Origin of the sequence: Corallococcus sp. RDP092CA, from assembly GCF_041903675.1 — a bacterium.
Lineage (GTDB): Bacteria > Myxococcota > Myxococcia > Myxococcales > Myxococcaceae > Corallococcus.
In genome coordinates this window covers 81,078-99,385 of the sequence record NZ_JAYESI010000011.1, presented here as the reverse complement: position 1 = coordinate 99,385, position 18,308 = coordinate 81,078, and the positions used below count along the sequence as shown (strand labels likewise).

Sequence of the window (18,308 nt, the reverse complement as noted above, 5' to 3'; positions counted from 1 at the left end):
ATCAGGAGAGGGAAATGCTGGACAAGAACGCGATTGGCCGCGCCTCGCCGCCGACGCTCAACGAGGTGGAGAAGGGCGCCATCCGGCGCTTCGCCGAGGCAATCGGCGACTACAATCCCATCTACTACGACGAGGAGTACGCCCGCGCCTCGGGCTACCCCACCATCGTCGCGCCTCCCACGTTCCCCGCGTCGTTCCATTCCGCCGCGGACCTCCGGGAGCTCCTGGGGGTGGGCATCAAGAGCCTGCTGCACGCCGAGCAGGGCTTCGACTACGAGCGGCCCATCTTCGCGGGGGACCGCATCTACGTGTCCACGCGCGTGTCGGACGTCTTCGAGCGGCCGGGCATGTCCGGCAAGATGGACATCGCGGTCATCGAGGACGAGGGCCGCGACGAAGAGGGCAACCTCGTCTTCCGCGCCCGCCGCACCCTGGTGGTGCGTGCCGCCAAGGAGAACGCCTGATGCCCGCGCGCAAGCTCTACTTCGAAGCCGTCCGCGTCGGTGACGAGCTGCCGGCCCTGGCCAAGGCCCCGGTGGACCGCGTCCAGCTGTCGCGCTACGCGGGCGCCTCCGGCGACTACAACCCGGTGCACGTGGACGAGCTCTACGCCAAGAGCGTGGGCATGCCGTCCGTGTACGCCCCTGGCATGCTGGTGATGGGCATGCTGGGCCAGCTCATCAGCGACTGGGCCCGCGGCGGCCAGCTGCGGCGCTACAACGTCCGCTTCATCAAGATGGTCTGGCCGGGTGACACCGTGGTCTGCAAGGGCCGCGTGAGCGACCGCCACGGCTCCGGCGGCCGGTACTTCGTGGAGATCGACCTCTGGGCGGAGAACCAGAAGGGCGAGCTCGTCATGAAGGGCGGCTCGCAGATCCAGCTCTTCTACTCCCTGGAGGACGAGAACCGGCAGCGCTCCGGCCAGTCCCCCATCGTGGTGGAGGTGCCCCGCGAGAGCCTGGTCGTCCCCGCTCCCTCGGCCTCCTCCCCGGAGGCTGCCTCCTCGGCCCCCGCGCCCGCCCCGGAGCGCGACCGGGACGAGGACGAGGAGGACGAAGAGGCGGGCGAGCCCCGCTCCGGCGCCTCGTCCAAGAAGACGGCCCCCCGGGAGAAGCCCGCCGCCAAGACGGCGTCACTTCCCTCCGCCAAGAAGGCCAAGAAGTAGGGATTCCCGGGCGACTCCCCGCGTTCGAGCCGGGCGGTTTCGACCGTTCATCAACGCGGGGTGTCATCTTGGGTTGACTCAAAAATCAGTCGACGCCACACTTCCCGCGTCACATGGGCCGCTGACCCTTACTTTTTCCCGCCCGGCGGGAAGCAGGCAGGCAGCGAGCCCCTACGCAGGAGTGGCCATGTCCGCCGGCATCAACACCTACAAGACCGACCTCAGGGAAATCTTCTTCACGCTGTTCGAGCAGTTCGGCTTCGGCCAGGTGGCGGGCCAGGCGCCCTACGACGCCTGGGGGCCGGACGAGGCGAAGGCGGTCCTCACGGAGACGTACCGCTTCGCGCGCGAGGTGCTGGGGCCCCTCAACTCGGTGGGTGACCGCGAGGGCTGCCGGGTGGAGAACGGCGCCGTCTTCACGCCCAAGGGCTTCAAGGACGCGTGGGGTAAGCTCTACGAGCAGGGCTTCAAGACGGTGGCGGTGAGCCCCGAGCACGGCGGCCAGGGCGCGCCGATGATGCTCCAGGTGACGGTGGAGGAGATCCTCTCCGGCGCCAACACGGCCTTCAACATGTACCCGGGCCTGGCGTTCGGCGCCGCCGAGGTCATCGCCGAGTGCGGCACGCCCGCGCAGCAGAAGCAGTTCGTGGAGCGCATGCTCAACGGCACCTGGGGCGGCACCATGTGCCTCACGGAGCCGCACGCCGGCTCCGACGTGGGCGCGGCCAAGTCCACCGCGAAGCGCAACGCGGACGGCACCTACAGCATCAAGGGCACCAAGATCTTCATCTCCGGCGGCGACCATGACATGGCCGGGAACATCATCCACCTGGTGCTCGCGCGCATCGACGGCGCGCCGGCCGGCACCAAGGGCCTGTCGCTGTTCATCGTCCCCAAGCTGCGCATCAACGCGGACGGCTCCGCGGGCCCGTCCAACGACGTCACCGTGGCGTCCATCGAGCACAAGATGGGCATCAACGGCTCCGCGACCTGTGTGCTCAACTTCGGTGAGAACGACGCCTGTCTGGGCGAGCTCGTGGGCACTGTCGAGCACGTGGGCATGAGCCAGATGTTCAAGATGATGAACGGCGCGCGCATCGCCGTGGGCATCCAGGGCGTGAGCCTGGCGTCGGCCGCGTACTACAACGCGCTCGACTACGCGAAGGACCGCAAGCAGGGCTCGCACTTCACCAAGTGGAAGGACCCGTCCGCGCCGCGCGCCGCCATCATCGAGCACCCGGACGTGCGCCGCATGCTGCTGGACATCAAGGCGCACGTGGAGGGCATCCGCGCCCTGGTCATCAAGCTGGCCATGCACCTGGACAAGGCGAAGCAGCTGGCGGGCAAGGACGACGACGCCGCCACCTACCACAAGGGGCAGGTGGAGGTGCTGACGCCGCTGGTGAAGTCCTACGGCTCGGACCAGGCCTTCCGCCTCTGCGCGCAGGCCATCCAGGTGTACGGCGGCGCCGGCTACATCCAGGACTACCCGGTGGAGCAGTACACGCGCGACTCGAAGATCTTCTCCATCTACGAGGGCACCAACCACATCCAGGCCATGGACCTGGTGGGCCGCAAGATGGGCCAGGCGGGCGGCGCGCACTTCCAGCAGTTCATGGGCGACGTGGGCAGCTTCGTGGAAGCGCACCGCGACCACCCCGTGCTGGGCGAGGCCGTGAAGACGCTGGCCGGCGCGCAGGAGGGCCTGATGTCCAGCGCGATGGCGCTGTTCGGCTGGTCGCAGGACCAGGCCCGCTTCCCGTTGATCCCCCTGTCCGCCAACCGCTTCCTCAACATGATGTCCGAGGTCGCCGTGGGCTGGCTGCTGCTGGACGCGGCCATCATCGCGGAGAAGGCCTCCGCGAACGTGGCGGCGGATCACCCGGACAAGGCGTTCTACGAGGGCAAGAAGTTCAGCGCCCTGTGGTACGCGCGCAACGTGCTGCCCAACGTGGAGTACGCCGCGCGCCTCATCGCCACCGAGGACACCTCGCCCATGGACATCACCGACGCGGCGTTCGGCGGCGTCTGAAGCGGCGCTTGAAGCCCTGACATGAAGAAGGCCCTCCGGCGCGTCACGCGCCGGGGGGCCTCTGGCTTTTCGGGGTGGGCCTAGTTGCCCTCGCGCACGCCGATGGCCAGCTGCGCGAGGCCGGCCTTCTTGGCCAGCTCCATCACCTGCACCACGGTGCCGTGGGGGACGCCCTCGTCCGCCTGCACGATGACCACCGTGTCCGGGTTCTGCTCCTTGGCCTTGTCGAAGGCCTGCTTCAGCTCCGCCTCCGCGACGACGTTGCCCGCGAGCACGAAGCGGCCGTCCGCCAGCACCGCCACGGACAGGTCCGTGGTGCGCGCGGTGACGTCCGCGGCGCCGCCCTTGGGCAGGTTCACCTTGAGGCCGGCCTTGGCGCCGCCGCCCGGGCCCTGCTGGGTGATGACCGAGCTGGTCACCATGAAGATGATGAGCAGCACCAGCATCACGTCCGTCAGCGGCGTGATGTTGATCTCCGCGAAGCCCGCGCCGTCGCCTTCGTCCTCGGACGCGCCGGGCGTCTTTCCCATGGCCATGGTGGGCGTCTCTCCTTACGAGGCGGGCTGCGGATCCGGCCGGGGCGCCGGGGGCGTCGCGCTCTCGCGCGGGGGCGGCGTGGCCTCCGGCAGGGGCCCGCCGGAGGCGCGCTCCTTGAGGACCTCCACGAACTCGTCACCCAGGAGGCGCAGCTCCACCAGCACCCGGGACAGCCGGGCCTGGAAGTAGTTGTAGAAGACCATCGCCTGCACGGCGACGAGGATGCCCACCGCGGTGGCGACGAGCGCCTCCGAGATGCCCGTCATCACGGCCGCGGAGCCGCCGGTGCCGCCGGCCTCCACGTCCACGCCCAGGTCCTTGAAGGAGCGCATGATGCCGGCCACGGTGCCGAAGAGGCCCACGAAGGGCGTCGTCGAGCCGATGGTCGCGAGCAGCCACAGGTTGCGCCGCAGCTTGAGCCCCACCTGGGCGCGCTCGCGCTCCACGGCGGACTCGATGCCGTTGCCCCCGTTGGCGCGGGAGCGCTCCCAGCGGTCGAACCCGGCGAGGAAGATGTCGGCCGCCACGGCGTCGGAGCGCTCGGCGGCGGTGCGGGCGGCGGCCACGTCCCCCCGGAGGAGGTGCTTCTGGACGATCTCCCCCAGGTTGCGGGAGCGCTCGCTCACGCCCCAGAGGGCGATGAGCCGCTCGATGGCCACGCCCAGGGCCACCACGGAGGCGCCCAGGAGGAGGGCGAGGGTGACGCCGCCCAGGCGAAGGTAATGAAGTAGATCGTTCAGGCTCATGATGGATGACCGGGCAGGCGGCCCTGGCTCACACTAGGACATATGAACCGCGCAGCCGCCGCAATCTTCCTGGCCCTCCTCTGTTCGGCCTGCCCCAGACGCCTCGAGTTCGGTCCGGAGGGCCGCATCGAGGACGCCCAGACGCTCTACCAGCACGTGCGCGAGCGGCAGGCCCGGGTGGTCAACCTGGAGGGCGACGCCAAGCTGCACGTGGACTCCCCCCAGGGCAGCGGCACGCTCTCCACCTTCCTCTCCATCACCCGCCCGGCCCTCATCCACCTGGAGACCTACGACTTCTTCAACCGCCCGGTGGCCTCGCTCGTCTCCGACGGCGAGCGCTTCGGCGTCTACCAGGCGCGGGAGAACACGTACCTCCAGGGCCCGGCGAGCGCGGAGAACGTGTCCCGCTTCCTGCCCGTCGTCCTGCCGAGCGAGGAGCTGGTCGCGGTGATGCTGGGGCAGGTCCCCCTGCTGCCCCCGGAGTCCATGACCCTGGAGCTGGACGAGAAGGCGCGGGTGTACGTGCTCAAGCTCCAGCGGGGGCCGGCCACACAGACACTCCGCGTGGATCCCAAACACCTGCGCGTGGTGAAAAGCGAGGTCCGCGGCGTGCCGGGCTACGACCTGGCGTTCGAGGACTTCCAGCAGCGCGGCGACCAGTTCTTCCCGGACAAGGTGCACCTCATCGCCGCGTCGGCGGACACGAAGCTGGACCTGAAGTACACCGACATCCGCCTCAACGGCCGACCGGACCTGACGCTCTATGAGCTGGCCGCTCCCGAGGGGGCGAAGGTGGTGGACGTCGACGCGAGGGGCCAGGAGGTCCGCTCGGAGGGGCCGGTGTCGCAGCCGCCCCCCGCGCCGGGTTCCTGAGCTTCCAGGCGTCGAAAGGCGGCGCACCGGCGCAAACCGGGTACTATGGCGCGCACGACATGGCACAGATCAAGCTTGGAGAACTGCTGATCAAGGCAAACGTCCTGCAGGAGAGCCAGCTCAAGGCGGCGCTCGCCGAGCAGGCCAAGTGGGGCGGGAAGCTGGGCGAGATCCTCGTCCGGATGAACCTCGTCTCCGAGGACATCCTCGTGCGCGCCCTGTCGAAACAGCTCGGCATGCCGGCGGTGAACCTGGACTCCGTGCAGACGGTGCCGCCGCACGTGAAGGCCAAGATCCCGGCGCAGACGGCGCGCGACTTCTCCGTCGTGCCGCTGCAGCTGCGCGACGACGGCAAGACGCTGGTGGTCGCGATGTCGGACCCGCTCAACGTGCGGGTGCTGGACGAGCTCCGGGCCCTGTCCAAGTGCCGCATCGTGGCCAACGTGGCGGGGCGCACCTCCGTGGCGCGGGCGTTCGCGCGCCTCTACGAGGAGACGGCGGAGCTGGAGGACGCGGACACCAACTTCAAGGTGGTGGACGCGCAGGGCCGCACCGTCGTGAAGAACCTCAAGGACCTGGACCCGGCCGCCGCCGTCGCCATGTCCCCCAAGCCCGCCGCCGCGCCACCGCCCCGGCAGGCGCCCGCCGCGGAGGCGTCCCGCACCCCCGCGGAGCTGCTCAAGAGCGTGGAGGATGTCCAGCGCAAGGAGGTCGCGGCGCTGAAGGCCATGGTGGAGCTGCTCATCGAGAAGGGCGTTTTCTCCCGCGAGGAATACCTCGCCAAGGTCAAGCGGTAGCCCCCGGCCATGCGCAAGAAGATCGGTGAGCTCCTCGTCCAGGCCGGAGTGGTGACGGACGAGCAGGTGAAGCAGGCCCTGGCCTCGGGACGGCGCGGGCAGGGCCGCAAGCTGGGGGAGGTGCTGGTGTCCATGGGCCTGTGCACGGGCCAGGACATCGCGCGGGCGCTGGCGGCGCAGCACGAGCTGCCGTTCGTGAAGCTCCCCGAGTACATCCCGCACGCGGTGTCCTCGCTGGTGTCCATGGACTTCCAGACCGAGCACGGGGTGCTCCTCTTCGCGGCGGAGCAGGACGGCCGCAGCGAGAAGATCCACGTCGCGGTGGAGGACCCGGGCAACCTGACGCTGGTGGACGAGCTGCGCTTCCAACTGCGCAAGCCGCTCAAGGTCTTCGTGGCCGCGCCGGACGACCTGGAGCGGGCGTTCGCGCGCGGCCGGGGCGAGCCCCTGGACATCGTGGAGGCTGAACCCATGGAGATGGACGAGGACGATTCGCCGGACATCCTGCCGTCGCCGCCGTCCCCTCCCGCGCGGCCGCCGCGCCCGCCCGCGCCGCCGCTGGACTGGGACCTGCCGCCGCCGCCGCCCCACGAGTCCTCCGCCGACGGGGCGGAGGTGCTGGAGGACATCCTGGGCTCCACGCCCCGGCCCAAGGCCCCGCGTCCGCCGCCGCCCGCCGCGGCCCGTCCGCCGCCCCCGCCCCCCGCGGAGCCCGAGGACCCGAGCAAGCCGCGCGTGCCGGTGGTGCTCTTCGGCGGCGCCGCGCAGGGCGTGAGGCCGTCCGTGCCGCTCACGCCCACGCCGGACTTCTCCGAGGAGGACCTGGCGGTGCTGGACGACATCGACCGCATCTCGCGCGGCGAGGAGGCCAGCCTGGACACGGAGAAGGTCAAGCCCGCGCGCATGGTCGCGAGCCTCATCCGCCTGCTCATCCGCAAGGGGCTCATCCAGGAGGCGGAGTTCCTGGAGGAGCTGGCCCAGAAGTGACCGGCGCCGCGCCGTCCCCCGGGGCCTCGGCCGATGCCCCGCTCCTGGACGTGCGGGGGCTCGTCACCCAGCTGTCGCTCCCGCGCGGCACGGTGCGCGCGGTGGACGGCGTGTCCTTCGCCGTCCCTCCCGGCGGCACGCTGGGGGTGGTGGGGGAGAGCGGCTGCGGCAAGAGCCTCACGGCGCTGTCGGTGATGAGGCTCGTGCCCCAGCCGCCGGGCCGCGTGGTGGGCGGCGAGGTGCGCTTCCGGGGCGAGGACTTGCTGGCCCTGCCGGAGAAGGAGATGCGCCGCGTGCGCGGCCGGCACGTGGCCATGGTCTTCCAGGAGCCCATGACGTCGCTCAACCCGGTGTTCACCGTGGGCGAGCAGATTGGCGAGGGCGTCCGGCTGCACCTGGGCGCCACCAGGGCCCAGGCGCGTGAGCGCGCGGTGGAGATGCTCCGGCAGGTGGGCATCCCGGCGCCCGGCGAGCGCGTGGACGCGTATCCGCACCAGCTCTCCGGCGGCATGCGCCAGCGCGTGATGATCGCCATGGCGCTCGCGTGCGACCCCGCGCTGCTCATCGCGGACGAGCCCACCACGGCGCTGGACGTCACCATCCAGGCCCAGATCCTGGAGCTGCTCAAGCGCCTCCAGGCCGAGCGCCACATGGCGGTGATGCTGATCACCCACGACCTGGGCGTGGTGGCGGGAAGCTGCGACGCGGTGGTGGTGATGTACGCGGGCCGCGTCGTGGAGCAGGCCCCGGTGCGCGAGCTGTTCGCGCGGCCCGCCCATCCGTACACGGCGGGCCTGCTGCGCTCCATCCCGTCGCTGCACGACGCGGGCGCGGCGGCGGAGGGCGGGCGTCAGCGGCTGAAGGCCATCCCCGGCATGGTGCCGTCGCTCACCGCGCTGCCGTCCGGGTGCGCGTTCCGCGACCGGTGCGACCGCGCCTCGGAGCTGTGCGCCCGCGTCGCGCCCGTGCTGGAGCCGAAGCGCGGAGGCCAGTCCGCCGCCTGCCACCACCCGGTGCCCGCGCCATGAGCGCGCCGCTGGTCCAGGTGCGCGACCTCAAGGTCCACTTCCCGGTGAAGGGCGGGTGGCTGGGACGCACGCGCGGCACGGTGCGCGCGGTGGACGGCGTGTCCTTCGACGTCGCCCGGGGCGAGACGCTGGGGCTGGTGGGGGAGAGCGGCTGCGGCAAGAGCACCCTGGGGCGCGCGGTGCTGCGCCTCCTCGACCCCACCTCCGGCTCCATCCGCGTGGACGGGCGCGAGCTGACCGGCCTGTCCCAGCGCGAGTTGCGGCCGCTGCGCCGCCAGATGCAGCTCGTCTTCCAGGACCCATACGCGTCGCTCAACCCGCGCATGACGGTGGGGGACATCCTCGCGGAGCCCTTCGCCATCCACGGCCTCGCGAAGGGCAGGGCGCGCGAGGACGAGGTGCTGGCGCTGCTCGACGCCATGGGGCTGCCCCGCGAGGCGCGACAGCGCTACCCGCACGAGTTCTCCGGCGGCCAGCGTCAGCGCATTGGCATTGCACGTGCCATCGCGTTGCGTCCGGACCTGGTGGTGGCGGACGAGCCCATCAGCGCGCTGGACGTCTCCATCCAGGCGCAGATCGTCAACCTGCTGGTGGACCTGCAGCGCGAGCGCGGGCTCACCTACGTCTTCATCGCGCACGACCTGAAGATCGTGGAGTACGTGTCCACGCGCGTGGCGGTGATGTACCTGGGCCGCATCGTGGAGGTGGCGCCGTCGCGGGCGCTGTACGCCGGGCCCCGCCATCCGTACACGCAGGCCCTGCTGTCCGCGGTGCCGGTGCCGGATCCGGAGCATCCCCGGACGCGGCTGCTCCTGCCGGGCGAGCCGCCTTCGCCCCTGGCGCCGCCATCCGGCTGCGCGTTCCATCCGCGCTGCCCGCATGCGATGGAGCGCTGCCGCCGCGAGTCACCGCCGCTGTATCCCCTGGGCGGAGGTCACGCGGCGGCGTGCTTCCTGGCCGAAGGGGAGTCGCGGAGCGTACAGGGCGGGCCCGCTGTTCCCGCGTCCGGAGGAGGTGCCGGTGTTCTGGCTCAGCCATCATCACGCGGATGAGTACAACCGCACATACGTGCTCGCGGGCGTGCGCGTGTGCGCGCGATGCCTGGGCACGTACCCGGTGCTCGCCGCCGTCTTCGCCGGGCTGTTCGCGCTGAAGGCGCCGCTCGCGTGGGAGTGGGACGTGCCCGTGGTGCTGGCCCTCACGCTGCCCGCGCTCGTGGACTGGGCGGTGGGACGCTTCCGGCCCGCGTCCGGTTCCAACCCCGTGCGCACGCTGACGGGCGTCCTGCTGGGGGTGGCACTTGGCCGCTCGCTGTACGTCCATGTGCAGCGTCCGCTACCGGCCGTGCTGCTGGCGCAGGCACTTCTGGTGACAGGGGTGGCGGTCCCTGTCATTCTCGCCACTTACCGGCGGCCACGGCCGGAATAGACCTTTCGCGCGCGGCTGTCCGTTACAGGCCGTGGGCGGTGAAGGGGATGGCACCCGTGGCTTCATGGGCACTGGGGGAAGTTTGGCACCCGAAACCTCAGACGAGCAGCTGATGCTCGCCTTCCAGGCGGGAAACGCGCGTGCGTTCGAAGCGTTGGTGCGCAAGCACCGCGCGCCGGTGTTCAACTTCATCCTGCGCTTCGTGGGGCACCGGGCGCGGGCGGAGGACGTGCTGCAGGAGACCTGGCTCAAGGTGGTCCGCAGCGCCCGGGAATACGAGCCCAAGGCCCGGTTCACGACCTGGCTGTACACCATCGCGAGGAACCTCTGCGTGGACAGCACGCGCAAAGAGAGCTACCGCCAGGCCACGTCCTTGGAAGCCCCCACGGCCGGGGCGGACGGCGACGACGGACGGCCGCTGGGCGAGGGGCTGCCGAACGAGGGTGCCAGCCCGGAGCGCGGGGCGCACAACGCCCGGCTCCGGCCCCTGCTGGAGCGGGCCCTCGCGGCCCTCCCGGAAGAACAGCGCGAGGTGTTCGTGCTGCGCGAGTACAGCGGCATCCCGTTCAAGGAGATCGCCGAGGTGACGGGCGTGTCCGAGAACACGGTGAAGAGCCGGATGCGCTACGCGCTGGAGGGCCTGCGCCGCCGCCTGGGAGAGCTGGGCGTGGACGGCGATCTGTCGGAGGATGGAAGGACGGTGGCGGGATGAGTGTCCAGAATGCCCATGCGCACGAGGACCGGCTCCTCGACTTCGCCTACGGAGAGCTGCCCGCGTCGGAGGCCCAGGCGCTGGAGCAGCACGTCCAGGGCTGCGCGCGCTGCACGAAGGCGCTGGCGGACATCCGCGGTGTCCGCACCACCATGGCGCAGCTGTCGTCCGAGCCCGCGCCGGACGCCGGCCTGGAGTCGCTGCTCGCGTACGCGCAGCAGTCCGCGCGCCGCGCCGCCGCCGGCCCGGAGCCGAAGCCCGCGCGCTGGCGCCGCTGGCTGCTGCCCGTGGTGGGCCTGGCCACGGTGAGCACCTTCGGCCTCCTCACGCTGACCATCAGCCAGAACCTCGAGCTGACGCCGAACCTGTCGCAGAAGGCCGCTCCTCCCAGTTCGAAGGCGGAGGCGCAGGAGCCCAAGCCGGCCGCGATGATGGCGCCGGCCCCCGCGCCCATGCGGAGCGCATCGTCCGACGAGGCCGCGGATGCGCTGGCGGCCGTCTCGCCCGAGCCGGTGGGCTCGGTGGCCGACCAGGAGCAGGCGAAGGCGAAGATGGAGCGCAAGGGCGCGGCCGCGGCCCGTCCGTCGGACTGGATGAACGCGGGCAGCGGTGGCGCGCTCCTGGAGCGGCGCCGCTCGTCCGAGGACGACGCCCCGAAGAAGAAGGTGTCCAAGGCCGTCCGGGACGGGGACAACGGGTTCGCGGCGCTTGAGCCGTCCGCCGGGGCTCCTGGGGCGAAGCTGGATTCACCGCCGAAGGAAGAGGCGGCCCAGGGGGCGCTGGCCGAGAGCGTCGCCACCGCGCCCCGGCGTGAGGTGGCGGAAGGCCGCGACAAGGCCCAGGCCACGAAGGATGGCTCGCTGAGGTTGGGCGGAAAGGCCTACGGTCGGGGGCTCTCCTCGGACGACGCGGAGCAAGAGGTCGCGAGCGCTCCGGCCTCACCACCGCCGCCGCCTCCCGCGGCCGCCGCGCCCCTGGCCCAGCGCGTGACGCCAGCCCCTGCCAGCACGGGGGCGGTCGGCGGGCCTTCGTCCCCGGAGCCCGCGGCCGCCGGGACGCGCAAGGAGTCCACCCGCGCGTCGGCTTCGAAGCCCCTGCCCGTGGAGAAGTCCGCCTCCGACGAGGCGATGACGGCGCGCGACCTGTCCGCCCAGGCCCAGGCCGCGTTGGACCGGGGCGACCGCGCCCGGGAGGCCCAGCTGCTGCGCGCCGCGCTCGCGGCCGGCGCCAGCGGCAACGAGCGGCTGGCGCTGCTCTCCCGCCTCTGCGAGTCCGAGTCCGTCCAGGGCCGGACCCGGGAGGCCGCCGCCGTCTGCGGGCAGATCCTCACCGAGGCCCCGGACTCCAGCGCGGCCCAGCTGGCCCAGCGCCGCCTGCGTCAGGCCGCGCCCCCCGTGGCTCCAGCCAACGCCGCCCCCGCCCAGCCCGCGAAGTAGGGGAGGGCGGCAGTCCACATGACCGATGCGTCCGGGGGCCGCGTCCTGGATAATGGGGGCATCGTGCACGCTCCCCCCGTGAACAGCCCCCGGAAGTCCCCGCCGCGCCGGGCCCGCCGTGGCCAGGCCATGGTGGAGTACTCGATGATCAACTGGGTGTTGATCGTCGGGCTCGTCATCGGCGCCACGGTGAAGATCCGCTGGAACGACGACCGGCAGACCAACGTCATCGACCTGTTCCTCGAGGCGTACCAGATCTATTACGACTCGTTCTACTTCGTGCTGAACCTGCCGTTCCCCTGAGGGACGGCGGGCCGCGGATCAGCCCGTGTGTCGAGCCGCCCTCCCGACCGGGCGGGCAGGCCCCGCGAGCTCCGGAGGTCCCGGGATTCCGCTTTGTCACGAGAGGTGGTTTTGACACCCGCAGCGGTGCATGGCTAACATCACGCCCCGTTCGCGCCCTGGCATCGCCCCTCGTCCCAAGCAGTCCTGCCGCCACGACGGCGCCCCACCGTTCTGGAGGACCTCGAACCATGTTGAAGGGTAAGACCCCACTCATCGTCGCACTGGTGCTCGGTATGCTCGCCGGCATCGTGGCCTACTCGGCCATCAAGAAGAAGGAAGCTGATGTGCGCCGCGGGTGGAACCTGGTTCCCGTGGTGGTCGCGGGCCAGGACATGCCCGAGGGCTCGGTCATCACGTACGAGATGATCTCCCAGCGCTCCGTGCCCGAGCAGTTCGTCACCTCGTCGGTGGTGAAGCCGGACTCCGCTGGCTACATCGTGAACCAGAAGGTGCTGGTGGCTCTGCAGGCCGGCGACCCCATCCTCTGGAGCCAGTTCGAGACCACGAAGGCCGCCGAGCGCCTGTCCACGAAGGTGCAGAAGAAGGCGCGCGCCATCACCATCGAGGCGAAGCAGACCACGTCCGTGGGCGGGTGGATCCGTCCGAACGACCACGTGGACATCATCGGCACGTTCCGCGATCCGCAGACGGACGAGAGCGTCGCCGTGACGCTGCTGCAGAACATCATCGTGGTGGCCACGGGCAAGATCACCGGCACCACGAACATCAACCTCATCCCGGAGAGCCAGCGCGAGTACAGCAACGTCTCGCTGATGGTGCTGCCGGAAGAGGCGGAGATCCTGGTGCTGGCGGCGGAGCTCGGTCAGCTGACGCTGTCCCTGCGCAACGAGGACGACGTGGACCTCATCGAGGAGCGCGGCCGCGCCACCATCAGCACGCTGCTCTCCGGTGAGCGCACCCGCGTGCTGGAGCAGAAGCGCCGGGAGATCATCCAGATCATCAAGGGCGGCGGCAGCGAGAAGGCCTCGGCCGGCTCGCCGTAGCTTTCGCGCGCGGGGCCGCTTCCGAAGCTGAAGCGGCCCTGCGACCCCCTCCCTCCTCCCCCGGGGATTCGCGCCCATGCTCGCAGGTATCGTCCTCCTTCTCGTCACCGGCTCGGTCTTCTTCTTCAGCCTGGTGATCTTCAGCGTCCTGTCGAAGGCGTATGAGCAGTACCAGGAGCGCTACGTCGCCAAGTCGATGAACGACTTGAGCGACATGTTCCTCTTCATCGACGCGCGGCAGATGTTGATCCTCAACATCGCCTGCATGTGCCTCCTGGGCATCCTCAGCTACATCGTCTTCAACCCCATCCTGGCGGTGTTGGCGACCATCTTCGGCTTCTTCCTGCCGATGCTGCTCGTGAAGCACTACCGCAAGCGCCGCATCAAGAAGTTCAACGTGCAGCTGGTGGACGCGCTGCAGGCCATGGCCAACGCGTTCAAGGCCGGCCTCACGTTCCCGCAGGCCATCGAGCACGTGGCGCGCGAGGCGATGCCGCCGTTGTCCCAGGAGTTCGGCCTCTTCGTGAAGGAAGTGAAGCTGGGCGTGCCGCTGGAGGAGGCGCTCATCAACATGGGCCGCCGCGTGGGCAGCGACGACCTGGAGCTGGTGGTGGTGTCCACCAACATCGCGCGCCAGCTGGGCGGCAACATGGCGGAGATGTTCGAGACCATCTCCACGGTGATCCGCGAGCGCTTCCGCCTGGAGGGCAAGATCGACGCGCTGACGTCCCAGGGCAAGCTCCAGGGGTGGATCGTCGCGGCCATGCCGGCGGTGCTGGGCATGGTGCTCAACTACATGCGTCCGGACCTGATGGAGCCGATGATGAACCACATCTTCGGCTACGTCCTGGTGACCCTGATCGCCATCATGGAGATCATGGGCATCCTCATCATCCGGCGCATCGTCAACATCGACATCTGAATCGAGGCGCACCATGCAGGAAGTCCTGACAGTTCTGCTGATGGGCGGCTCGGCACTGCTGACCGCGGGCGCGGTGGCGTTCCTGGGCGTCGGCCTGTACAACAACGTGCTGGAGCGCTTCCTTACGGAAGTCCGCGACGAGTCCGCGGGCGGCATGAAGGGCGCGGGCTCCGTCGCCATCCGCAAGCTGGGCGCGATGAACCGGCGCTTCATGTGGCCGGGCTACGAGTCCAAGACGCGCCGCAAGCTCATCAAGGCGGGCGAGCCGTCGCAGTACAAGCCCGAGGACATCATGGCGCTGCAGGAGGTGAGCGCCTTCTTCGCGCTGCTGGCCGGCCTGTTCGTCGTCAACGGCATCGGGATGAACCTGGCCTGGTCGCTGCTGGTGATGCTGCTGGGCCTGTTCTACCCGCTCATCTGGTTGAACGATCAGGTGAAGCGCCGTCACCTGGCCATCAGCCGCGCGCTTCCGTACAACCTGGACCTGCTGACGCTGTCGGTGGAAGCGGGCATGGACTTCACGGGCGCGCTGGCGAAGGTGGTGGAGAAGGGCCGCCAGGGCCCGCTGCGCGAGGAGCTGCAGCTGGTGCTCAAGCAGCTCAAGATGGGCAAGACGCGTGAAGAGGCGCTGAAGAGCATGATCGTGCGCGTGGACCTGCCGTCGCTGACGACGTTCGTCACGGCGCTGATCCAGGCGGACAAGATGGGCACGAGCCTGGGCAAGGTGCTGCGCATCCAGTCCACGCAGATGCGCATCGACCGCACGCAGCGCGCGGAGAAGCTGGCCGGCGAGGCGCCGGTGAAGATGCTCTTCCCGCTCATCGCCTGCATCTTCCCGACGGTGTTCATGGTGCTCTTCGGTCCCATCGTGTTCCAGTTCATGTTCGGCAACGTCGGGGGCTAGTCCTCTGCCCATCCTGCTCACCATCACCCAGGGGCTCCAGGTTGGAAGGGAGCTCGCCTTCGAGCAGGCCGAAGTGAAGATCGGCCGGACCTCGGAGAACGACCTGGTGCTGCATGACCACGGTGTCTCCCGGCGTCATGCGCGCATCACGGAGAGGGATGGTCGTTACTTCGCCGCGGACGTCGGCAGCGCGAACGGCACGCAGCTGAATGGTCAGCTGCTGAGCGGCGAGCAGCAGCTGCGCGACGGTGACCGCATCACCGTGGGGCCGGTGGAGTTCACCTTCGTGTGGATGCCGCCGGAAGGGGACGACGACGTCACCCGGCCCATCCGGCGCGCGCTCGCGCCGCCCCACGCGAAGGTGTCACCGCAGGGCATGGAGCAGGCGTCGCTCGCGGAGCTCGAGGCTGCGCCCACGAGCTACCAGCAGTCGATGCCGACCATGGCACGGCAGGCGTCCCCGCCGCGTCCCGGAGCGACCGTGCCCGTCGCGAAGGCCGGCGCGACTCCCGCGATGCCGATGGCGGCGACGCCCTCGAAGCATCCCTCCGCTCCAGACCTGCCGACGGTCGGCGCCTCCGCGCCGGCCAGGGCTCCGGCTGGGCCACCGGGGCAGGGGGCTGCCGCCCCCGTCAGGACTCCTGGGGTCGCTCCTGTGCAGGCGGCTGCCGCGCCGGCTAAGGCTCCGTCAGGGCCGCCGGTGCAGGGGGCTGCCGCGCCGGGTGCCTCAGCTCCAGCGAGGACTTCTCAGGGAGCGCCGGTGCAGGGGACTGTCGCGCCGGTCAAGTCTCCGGTGCTGGGGACCTCCACGCCCGGGGCAGCCGCGCCGGTCAAGCCGCCGGTGCTGGGGACCCCCGCGCCCGGGGCTACCGCGCCGGTCAAGCCTCCAGTGTTGGGGACCTCCGCGCCCGGGGCTACCGCGCCGGTCAAATCTCCGGTGCAGGGGGCCTCTACGCTCGGGGCAACTGCTTCGGGCAAGGTGCCCGCCGCGCCTCCTGTGTTGGCGCCTTCCGGGCCGTCAGCGAACGCGCCGGTCAGGACTCCCGCGGGGCCGCCGGTGCTGGGGGCTGTCGCTCCGGCCGTGGGCTCTCCGGCCAGGGCGCCCGCTGGACCCGCAGTGGGCAGTGCCCCGCATGTGAACAAGGCCCCTGGGGCCTCCGCCTCTGTCAGGGCCTCCGGGCCGGGACTGCCTGCCGTGGGGGGCTCGGGTTCAGGCCGCATCCTGGTGCCGGACGCGCCTGCTTCGGAGCCCGCCCAGGTGAGGGCACCGGAGCTTCGCGCGGCGGGCGCTCCTGCCTCGACGGAGCCTGTCCCCGCGGCGGCCTCCGCGAAGCGCAATGGCGTCGTGAGCGGTCACCCAGGGGCCGCCGCCCCGGACGGAGCCCCGGCTTCCGCGGTGCCGGCGGTCTCCGCGAAGCGCAATGGCGTCGCGCCCCCGCCCGGTCTCGGTGCGCCCGCGCTCAACCGTCCGTCGCTGGGGCGCGGCGCCGCGCGCGCCCCCGCCGCTCCGGAGGCTCAGGGCGCTGGGGCCTCCGTGTCCGGCCTGCCGCTGATGACGCCGCCGGGGCTCATGCCTCCGCCGCCCCCGGCGCGGCCTCCCGTTGCTCCGCCCTCCGAGGCCCTGGCGCCCCTGGTGCCGGAGGACGAACCGGAGGAGCGCACGTTGATGGCGATTTCCACCGTGGATTCGCCCGCGCCGGTCGCCGAGCTGCCCCTCGCGGTGATGGAGGAGCCCGAGGAGCGCACGCTGATGGCGATTCCGGCGACCCCGGAAGCGCCGCCCCCGGCGGAGGTGGCGCCGCCGCAGGACGCCGGGTTCGCGCTGCCCGCGATGAGCCTGGAGGAGCCCGAAGAGCGCACGCTGATGGCGATTCCGGCGACCCCGGAGGCCCCGCCCCTGGTGGAAGCGGCGCCGCCACAGGATGACGCCCCGGCACAGCTTCCGCAGGAGATGGAGGAGCCCGAGGAGCGGACCGTCCTCGACCTCCGGCCCATCACTCCGGTCAGCCCGCTCGTGGCTCCCCCCGTGCGCCTCGCGAGCGCGACGCCGGCCGCGTCCGGCTCCCACGAGCCCGTGACCTTCGTCGGACAGGACCAGGATGCCTACGTGGCGCCCGAGGAGACCCGGGCCTCGGGGACCTTCGCGGGTCAGGAGGCGTCCGTCACCGCCGCGCCGGTCTTCGCCTCCCCTCCGGCCTGGAGCCCTCCCGTCCCGCCGCCTTCGCCGGAGCCGGTGACGTGGGTGGGCCGGGAGCACGCCGCGCCGCCCCCGGCGCTGGACCCGGGGCCGCTGCCTGGCTCCGCCCCCTTGCTGGCCCCCGCGCCGTCCGCGGACGCGGAGGGCGACGCCACCCAGCCCGTCTCGCCCGACCTGGATGCCTCCTCCACCCAGCCCGCGCCCAACGGCCCGGTGACGGTCGTCGCGAAGGTCGAGCCCTCGTCCGCCGCGGACAAGGCCCGCAAGCGGCGTCAGCTGGGCAAGACGCTCTCCGGCCGGTTCCTGCTCTTCTGGCAGCGCCAGTCGAAGCTCAAGCGCATCGGCTTCGCGTCGCTGGCAGCGGTGGGGGGGCTGGTGGTGGTGACGCTGCTCGCGGCGCTCGCGATGCCGTCCGCCATCCGCCTCCCGGGCCGCGAGCCCTTCAAGCTGGGCATGGAGCCGGTGATGGACTCCTTCGGCCTGGGCGAAGGCGTGCGCTGGGTCCACGCCGACGACAAGCTCTTCGACTTCAGATTCGTGTCCCCCACGCGCGCGGTGGCGGTGCTGCACTACCAGGCCAGCGACATCGCCCGGGACGAGGTCAACCTGTCCCTCAACGGCGTGTCCCTGGGCTGGGTCCCTCCTGACACGGCGCAGACCGCCGAGCGCGAGCTGGAGCAGGTCCTCCCGCCCAGCCTCCTGCGCCGCAACGCCAACAACCAGCTCCTCTTCGACAACGCCCTCAACCCGCCCGGCCACGACCCCTGGCGCATCTGGAACCTGCGCCTGGAGATCATCCCGGTGCCCGAGCTGCCGCCCGACCAGCTGGTCGCTTCCGCCCGGGAGCTGGCGAGGTCCGGCGCCCACTTCTACGAGCTCAAGGATGTGGGCGCGGAGAACCTGTTCAAGGCGTGGCGGGAGTACCGCGCCGCGTGGATCACCCTGGAAGCGCTCGACGAGAAGCCGGATCTGTACGAGGACGTCCGGGAGCGGATCGCCCAGATTTCAATGGAGTTGGACCACCGCTGCAGCCAGCTGATGATGCAGTTCCAGCGGGCGGTTCAGTTCCGAAGCCGACGGGACGCGGTCGCCACCCTGGAAGACGTGCGGAGACGCTTCCCTACCGCCGAGCATCGCTGCCACAATCTCGCGCTGGAAAAAGCCTATGAGCACGAGCTTTAGGGCCCGTGCCCCC

At 71.0% G+C, this 18,308-nt stretch carries 19 protein-coding genes and 1 pseudogene; 17 read left to right on the top strand and 3 right to left on the bottom strand.

Features of this window, described 5'->3' with window-relative positions; genetic code table 11:
- The first annotated feature begins 14 nt into the window (after positions 1–14).
- From U8525_RS14605 to U8525_RS14595, 3 genes are all read left to right on the top strand, one after another.
- Entirely contained in the window at positions 15–464 is a 450-nt protein-coding gene (locus U8525_RS14605) for a MaoC family dehydratase N-terminal domain-containing protein (RefSeq protein ID WP_014397671.1), read from the top strand.
- Positions 464–1,165, top strand: a complete 702-nt coding sequence (locus U8525_RS14600; RefSeq protein WP_374265939.1) for a MaoC family dehydratase — start codon at positions 464–466, stop codon at positions 1,163–1,165. The genes U8525_RS14605 and U8525_RS14600 overlap by 1 nt, the downstream gene beginning before the upstream one ends.
- Before the next feature lie 187 nt (positions 1,166–1,352).
- Positions 1,353–3,197, top strand: coding sequence for an acyl-CoA dehydrogenase (locus tag U8525_RS14595; RefSeq protein ID WP_374265937.1), 1,845 nt, complete (start codon positions 1,353–1,355; stop codon positions 3,195–3,197).
- Positions 3,198–3,277: 80 nt separating this feature from the next.
- Here the strand turns inward: U8525_RS14595 and U8525_RS14590 are convergent, their stop codons facing one another.
- Together U8525_RS14590 and U8525_RS14585 are read right to left on the bottom strand one after the other, a co-directional pair.
- Positions 3,278–3,733: a biopolymer transporter ExbD gene (locus U8525_RS14590; RefSeq protein ID WP_223633638.1), complete on the bottom strand. Its 456-nt coding sequence runs from the start codon at positions 3,731–3,733 to the stop codon at positions 3,278–3,280.
- Positions 3,734–3,748: 15 nt separating this feature from the next.
- Positions 3,749–4,480, bottom strand: coding sequence for a MotA/TolQ/ExbB proton channel family protein (locus U8525_RS14585; RefSeq protein ID WP_374265934.1), 732 nt, complete (start codon positions 4,478–4,480; stop codon positions 3,749–3,751).
- Between the two features lie 42 nt (positions 4,481–4,522).
- On the opposite strand from U8525_RS14585, the gene U8525_RS14580 reads away from it, so the two are divergent.
- The 13 genes and pseudogenes from U8525_RS14580 to U8525_RS14520 form a co-directional block, all read left to right on the top strand.
- Positions 4,523–5,353: a DUF4292 domain-containing protein gene (locus U8525_RS14580; protein ID WP_374265932.1), complete on the top strand. Its 831-nt coding sequence runs from the start codon at positions 4,523–4,525 to the stop codon at positions 5,351–5,353.
- A 59-nt stretch (positions 5,354–5,412) separates the two neighbouring features.
- Positions 5,413–6,150 carry a hypothetical protein gene (locus U8525_RS14575; RefSeq protein ID WP_374265930.1) on the top strand — a complete coding sequence of 246 codons (738 nt, stop codon included), beginning with the start codon at positions 5,413–5,415 and terminating at the stop codon, positions 6,148–6,150.
- Between the two features lie 9 nt (positions 6,151–6,159).
- Positions 6,160–7,137 (top strand): hypothetical protein, encoded by a 978-nt coding sequence (locus tag U8525_RS14570; protein WP_374265928.1) that lies wholly within the window; start codon positions 6,160–6,162, stop codon positions 7,135–7,137.
- Positions 7,134–8,165: an ABC transporter ATP-binding protein gene (locus tag U8525_RS14565; protein WP_374265926.1), complete on the top strand. Its 1,032-nt coding sequence runs from the start codon at positions 7,134–7,136 to the stop codon at positions 8,163–8,165. Before U8525_RS14570 ends, U8525_RS14565 begins: the two co-directional genes overlap by 4 nt.
- Positions 8,162–9,217, top strand: a complete 1,056-nt coding sequence (locus tag U8525_RS14560) for an ABC transporter ATP-binding protein (protein WP_374265924.1) — start codon at positions 8,162–8,164, stop codon at positions 9,215–9,217. Before U8525_RS14565 ends, U8525_RS14560 begins: the two co-directional genes overlap by 4 nt.
- A complete protein-coding gene (locus tag U8525_RS14555; protein ID WP_374265922.1) occupies positions 9,186–9,593 on the top strand; it encodes a DUF2085 domain-containing protein in 408 nt (135 codons plus the stop codon). The genes U8525_RS14560 and U8525_RS14555 overlap by 32 nt, the downstream gene beginning before the upstream one ends.
- 64 nt (positions 9,594–9,657) lie before the next feature.
- On the top strand, positions 9,658–10,305 hold the full coding sequence (locus U8525_RS14550; protein WP_374265920.1) for an RNA polymerase sigma factor: 648 nt from the start codon (positions 9,658–9,660) through the stop codon (positions 10,303–10,305).
- Entirely contained in the window at positions 10,302–11,741 is a 1,440-nt protein-coding gene (locus U8525_RS14545) for an anti-sigma factor (protein WP_374265918.1), read from the top strand. The genes U8525_RS14550 and U8525_RS14545 overlap by 4 nt, the downstream gene beginning before the upstream one ends.
- 63 nt (positions 11,742–11,804) lie before the next feature.
- Entirely contained in the window at positions 11,805–12,044 is a 240-nt protein-coding gene (locus tag U8525_RS14540) for a hypothetical protein (RefSeq protein ID WP_374265916.1), read from the top strand.
- A 230-nt stretch (positions 12,045–12,274) separates the two neighbouring features.
- A complete protein-coding gene (cpaB, locus tag U8525_RS14535) occupies positions 12,275–13,090 on the top strand; it encodes a Flp pilus assembly protein CpaB (RefSeq protein WP_374265914.1) in 816 nt (271 codons plus the stop codon).
- A 76-nt stretch (positions 13,091–13,166) separates the two neighbouring features.
- Positions 13,167–14,012 carry a type II secretion system F family protein gene (locus U8525_RS14530; RefSeq protein ID WP_374265912.1) on the top strand — a complete coding sequence of 282 codons (846 nt, stop codon included), beginning with the start codon at positions 13,167–13,169 and terminating at the stop codon, positions 14,010–14,012.
- Positions 14,013–14,025: 13 nt separating this feature from the next.
- A complete protein-coding gene (locus tag U8525_RS14525; RefSeq protein ID WP_374265911.1) occupies positions 14,026–14,916 on the top strand; it encodes a type II secretion system F family protein in 891 nt (296 codons plus the stop codon).
- A 73-nt stretch (positions 14,917–14,989) separates the two neighbouring features.
- Positions 14,990–15,145 (top strand): annotated as a pseudogene (locus tag U8525_RS14520) (FHA domain-containing protein); the annotation flags it as partial.
- Here U8525_RS14520 and U8525_RS14515 read toward each other — a convergent pair.
- Positions 15,130–15,294 carry a hypothetical protein gene (locus tag U8525_RS14515; RefSeq protein ID WP_374266149.1) on the bottom strand — a complete coding sequence of 55 codons (165 nt, stop codon included), beginning with the start codon at positions 15,292–15,294 and terminating at the stop codon, positions 15,130–15,132. The pseudogene U8525_RS14520 and the gene U8525_RS14515 overlap by 16 nt on opposite strands.
- An 817-nt stretch (positions 15,295–16,111) precedes the next feature.
- On the opposite strand from U8525_RS14515, the gene U8525_RS14510 reads away from it, so the two are divergent.
- Entirely contained in the window at positions 16,112–18,295 is a 2,184-nt protein-coding gene (locus U8525_RS14510; RefSeq protein ID WP_374266147.1) for a hypothetical protein, read from the top strand.
- The last annotated feature ends 13 nt before the right edge of the window (positions 18,296–18,308 follow it).

What these genes read in the sequence shown, in the direction of transcription:
- U8525_RS14605 (WP_014397671.1), top strand. Translation starts at nt 15, where the DNA reads ATGCTGGACAAGAACGCGATTGGCCGCGCCTCGCCGCCGACGCTCAAC.
- U8525_RS14600 (WP_374265939.1), top strand. Translation starts at nt 464, where the DNA reads ATGCCCGCGCGCAAGCTCTACTTCGAAGCCGTCCGCGTCGGTGACGAG.
- U8525_RS14595 (WP_374265937.1), top strand. Translation starts at nt 1,353, where the DNA reads ATGTCCGCCGGCATCAACACCTACAAGACCGACCTCAGGGAAATCTTC.
- U8525_RS14590 (WP_223633638.1), bottom strand. Translation starts at nt 3,733, where the DNA reads ATGGCCATGGGAAAGACGCCCGGCGCGTCCGAGGACGAAGGCGACGGC.
- U8525_RS14585 (WP_374265934.1), bottom strand. Translation starts at nt 4,480, where the DNA reads ATGAGCCTGAACGATCTACTTCATTACCTTCGCCTGGGCGGCGTCACC.
- U8525_RS14580 (WP_374265932.1), top strand. Translation starts at nt 4,523, where the DNA reads ATGAACCGCGCAGCCGCCGCAATCTTCCTGGCCCTCCTCTGTTCGGCC.
- U8525_RS14575 (WP_374265930.1), top strand. Translation starts at nt 5,413, where the DNA reads ATGGCACAGATCAAGCTTGGAGAACTGCTGATCAAGGCAAACGTCCTG.
- U8525_RS14570 (WP_374265928.1), top strand. Translation starts at nt 6,160, where the DNA reads ATGCGCAAGAAGATCGGTGAGCTCCTCGTCCAGGCCGGAGTGGTGACG.
- U8525_RS14560 (WP_374265924.1), top strand. Translation starts at nt 8,162, where the DNA reads ATGAGCGCGCCGCTGGTCCAGGTGCGCGACCTCAAGGTCCACTTCCCG.
- U8525_RS14550 (WP_374265920.1), top strand. Translation starts at nt 9,658, where the DNA reads ATGGGCACTGGGGGAAGTTTGGCACCCGAAACCTCAGACGAGCAGCTG.
- U8525_RS14545 (WP_374265918.1), top strand. Translation starts at nt 10,302, where the DNA reads ATGAGTGTCCAGAATGCCCATGCGCACGAGGACCGGCTCCTCGACTTC.
- cpaB (WP_374265914.1), top strand. Translation starts at nt 12,275, where the DNA reads ATGTTGAAGGGTAAGACCCCACTCATCGTCGCACTGGTGCTCGGTATG.
- U8525_RS14530 (WP_374265912.1), top strand. Translation starts at nt 13,167, where the DNA reads ATGCTCGCAGGTATCGTCCTCCTTCTCGTCACCGGCTCGGTCTTCTTC.
- U8525_RS14525 (WP_374265911.1), top strand. Translation starts at nt 14,026, where the DNA reads ATGCAGGAAGTCCTGACAGTTCTGCTGATGGGCGGCTCGGCACTGCTG.
- U8525_RS14515 (WP_374266149.1), bottom strand. Translation starts at nt 15,294, where the DNA reads ATGCCCTGCGGTGACACCTTCGCGTGGGGCGGCGCGAGCGCGCGCCGG.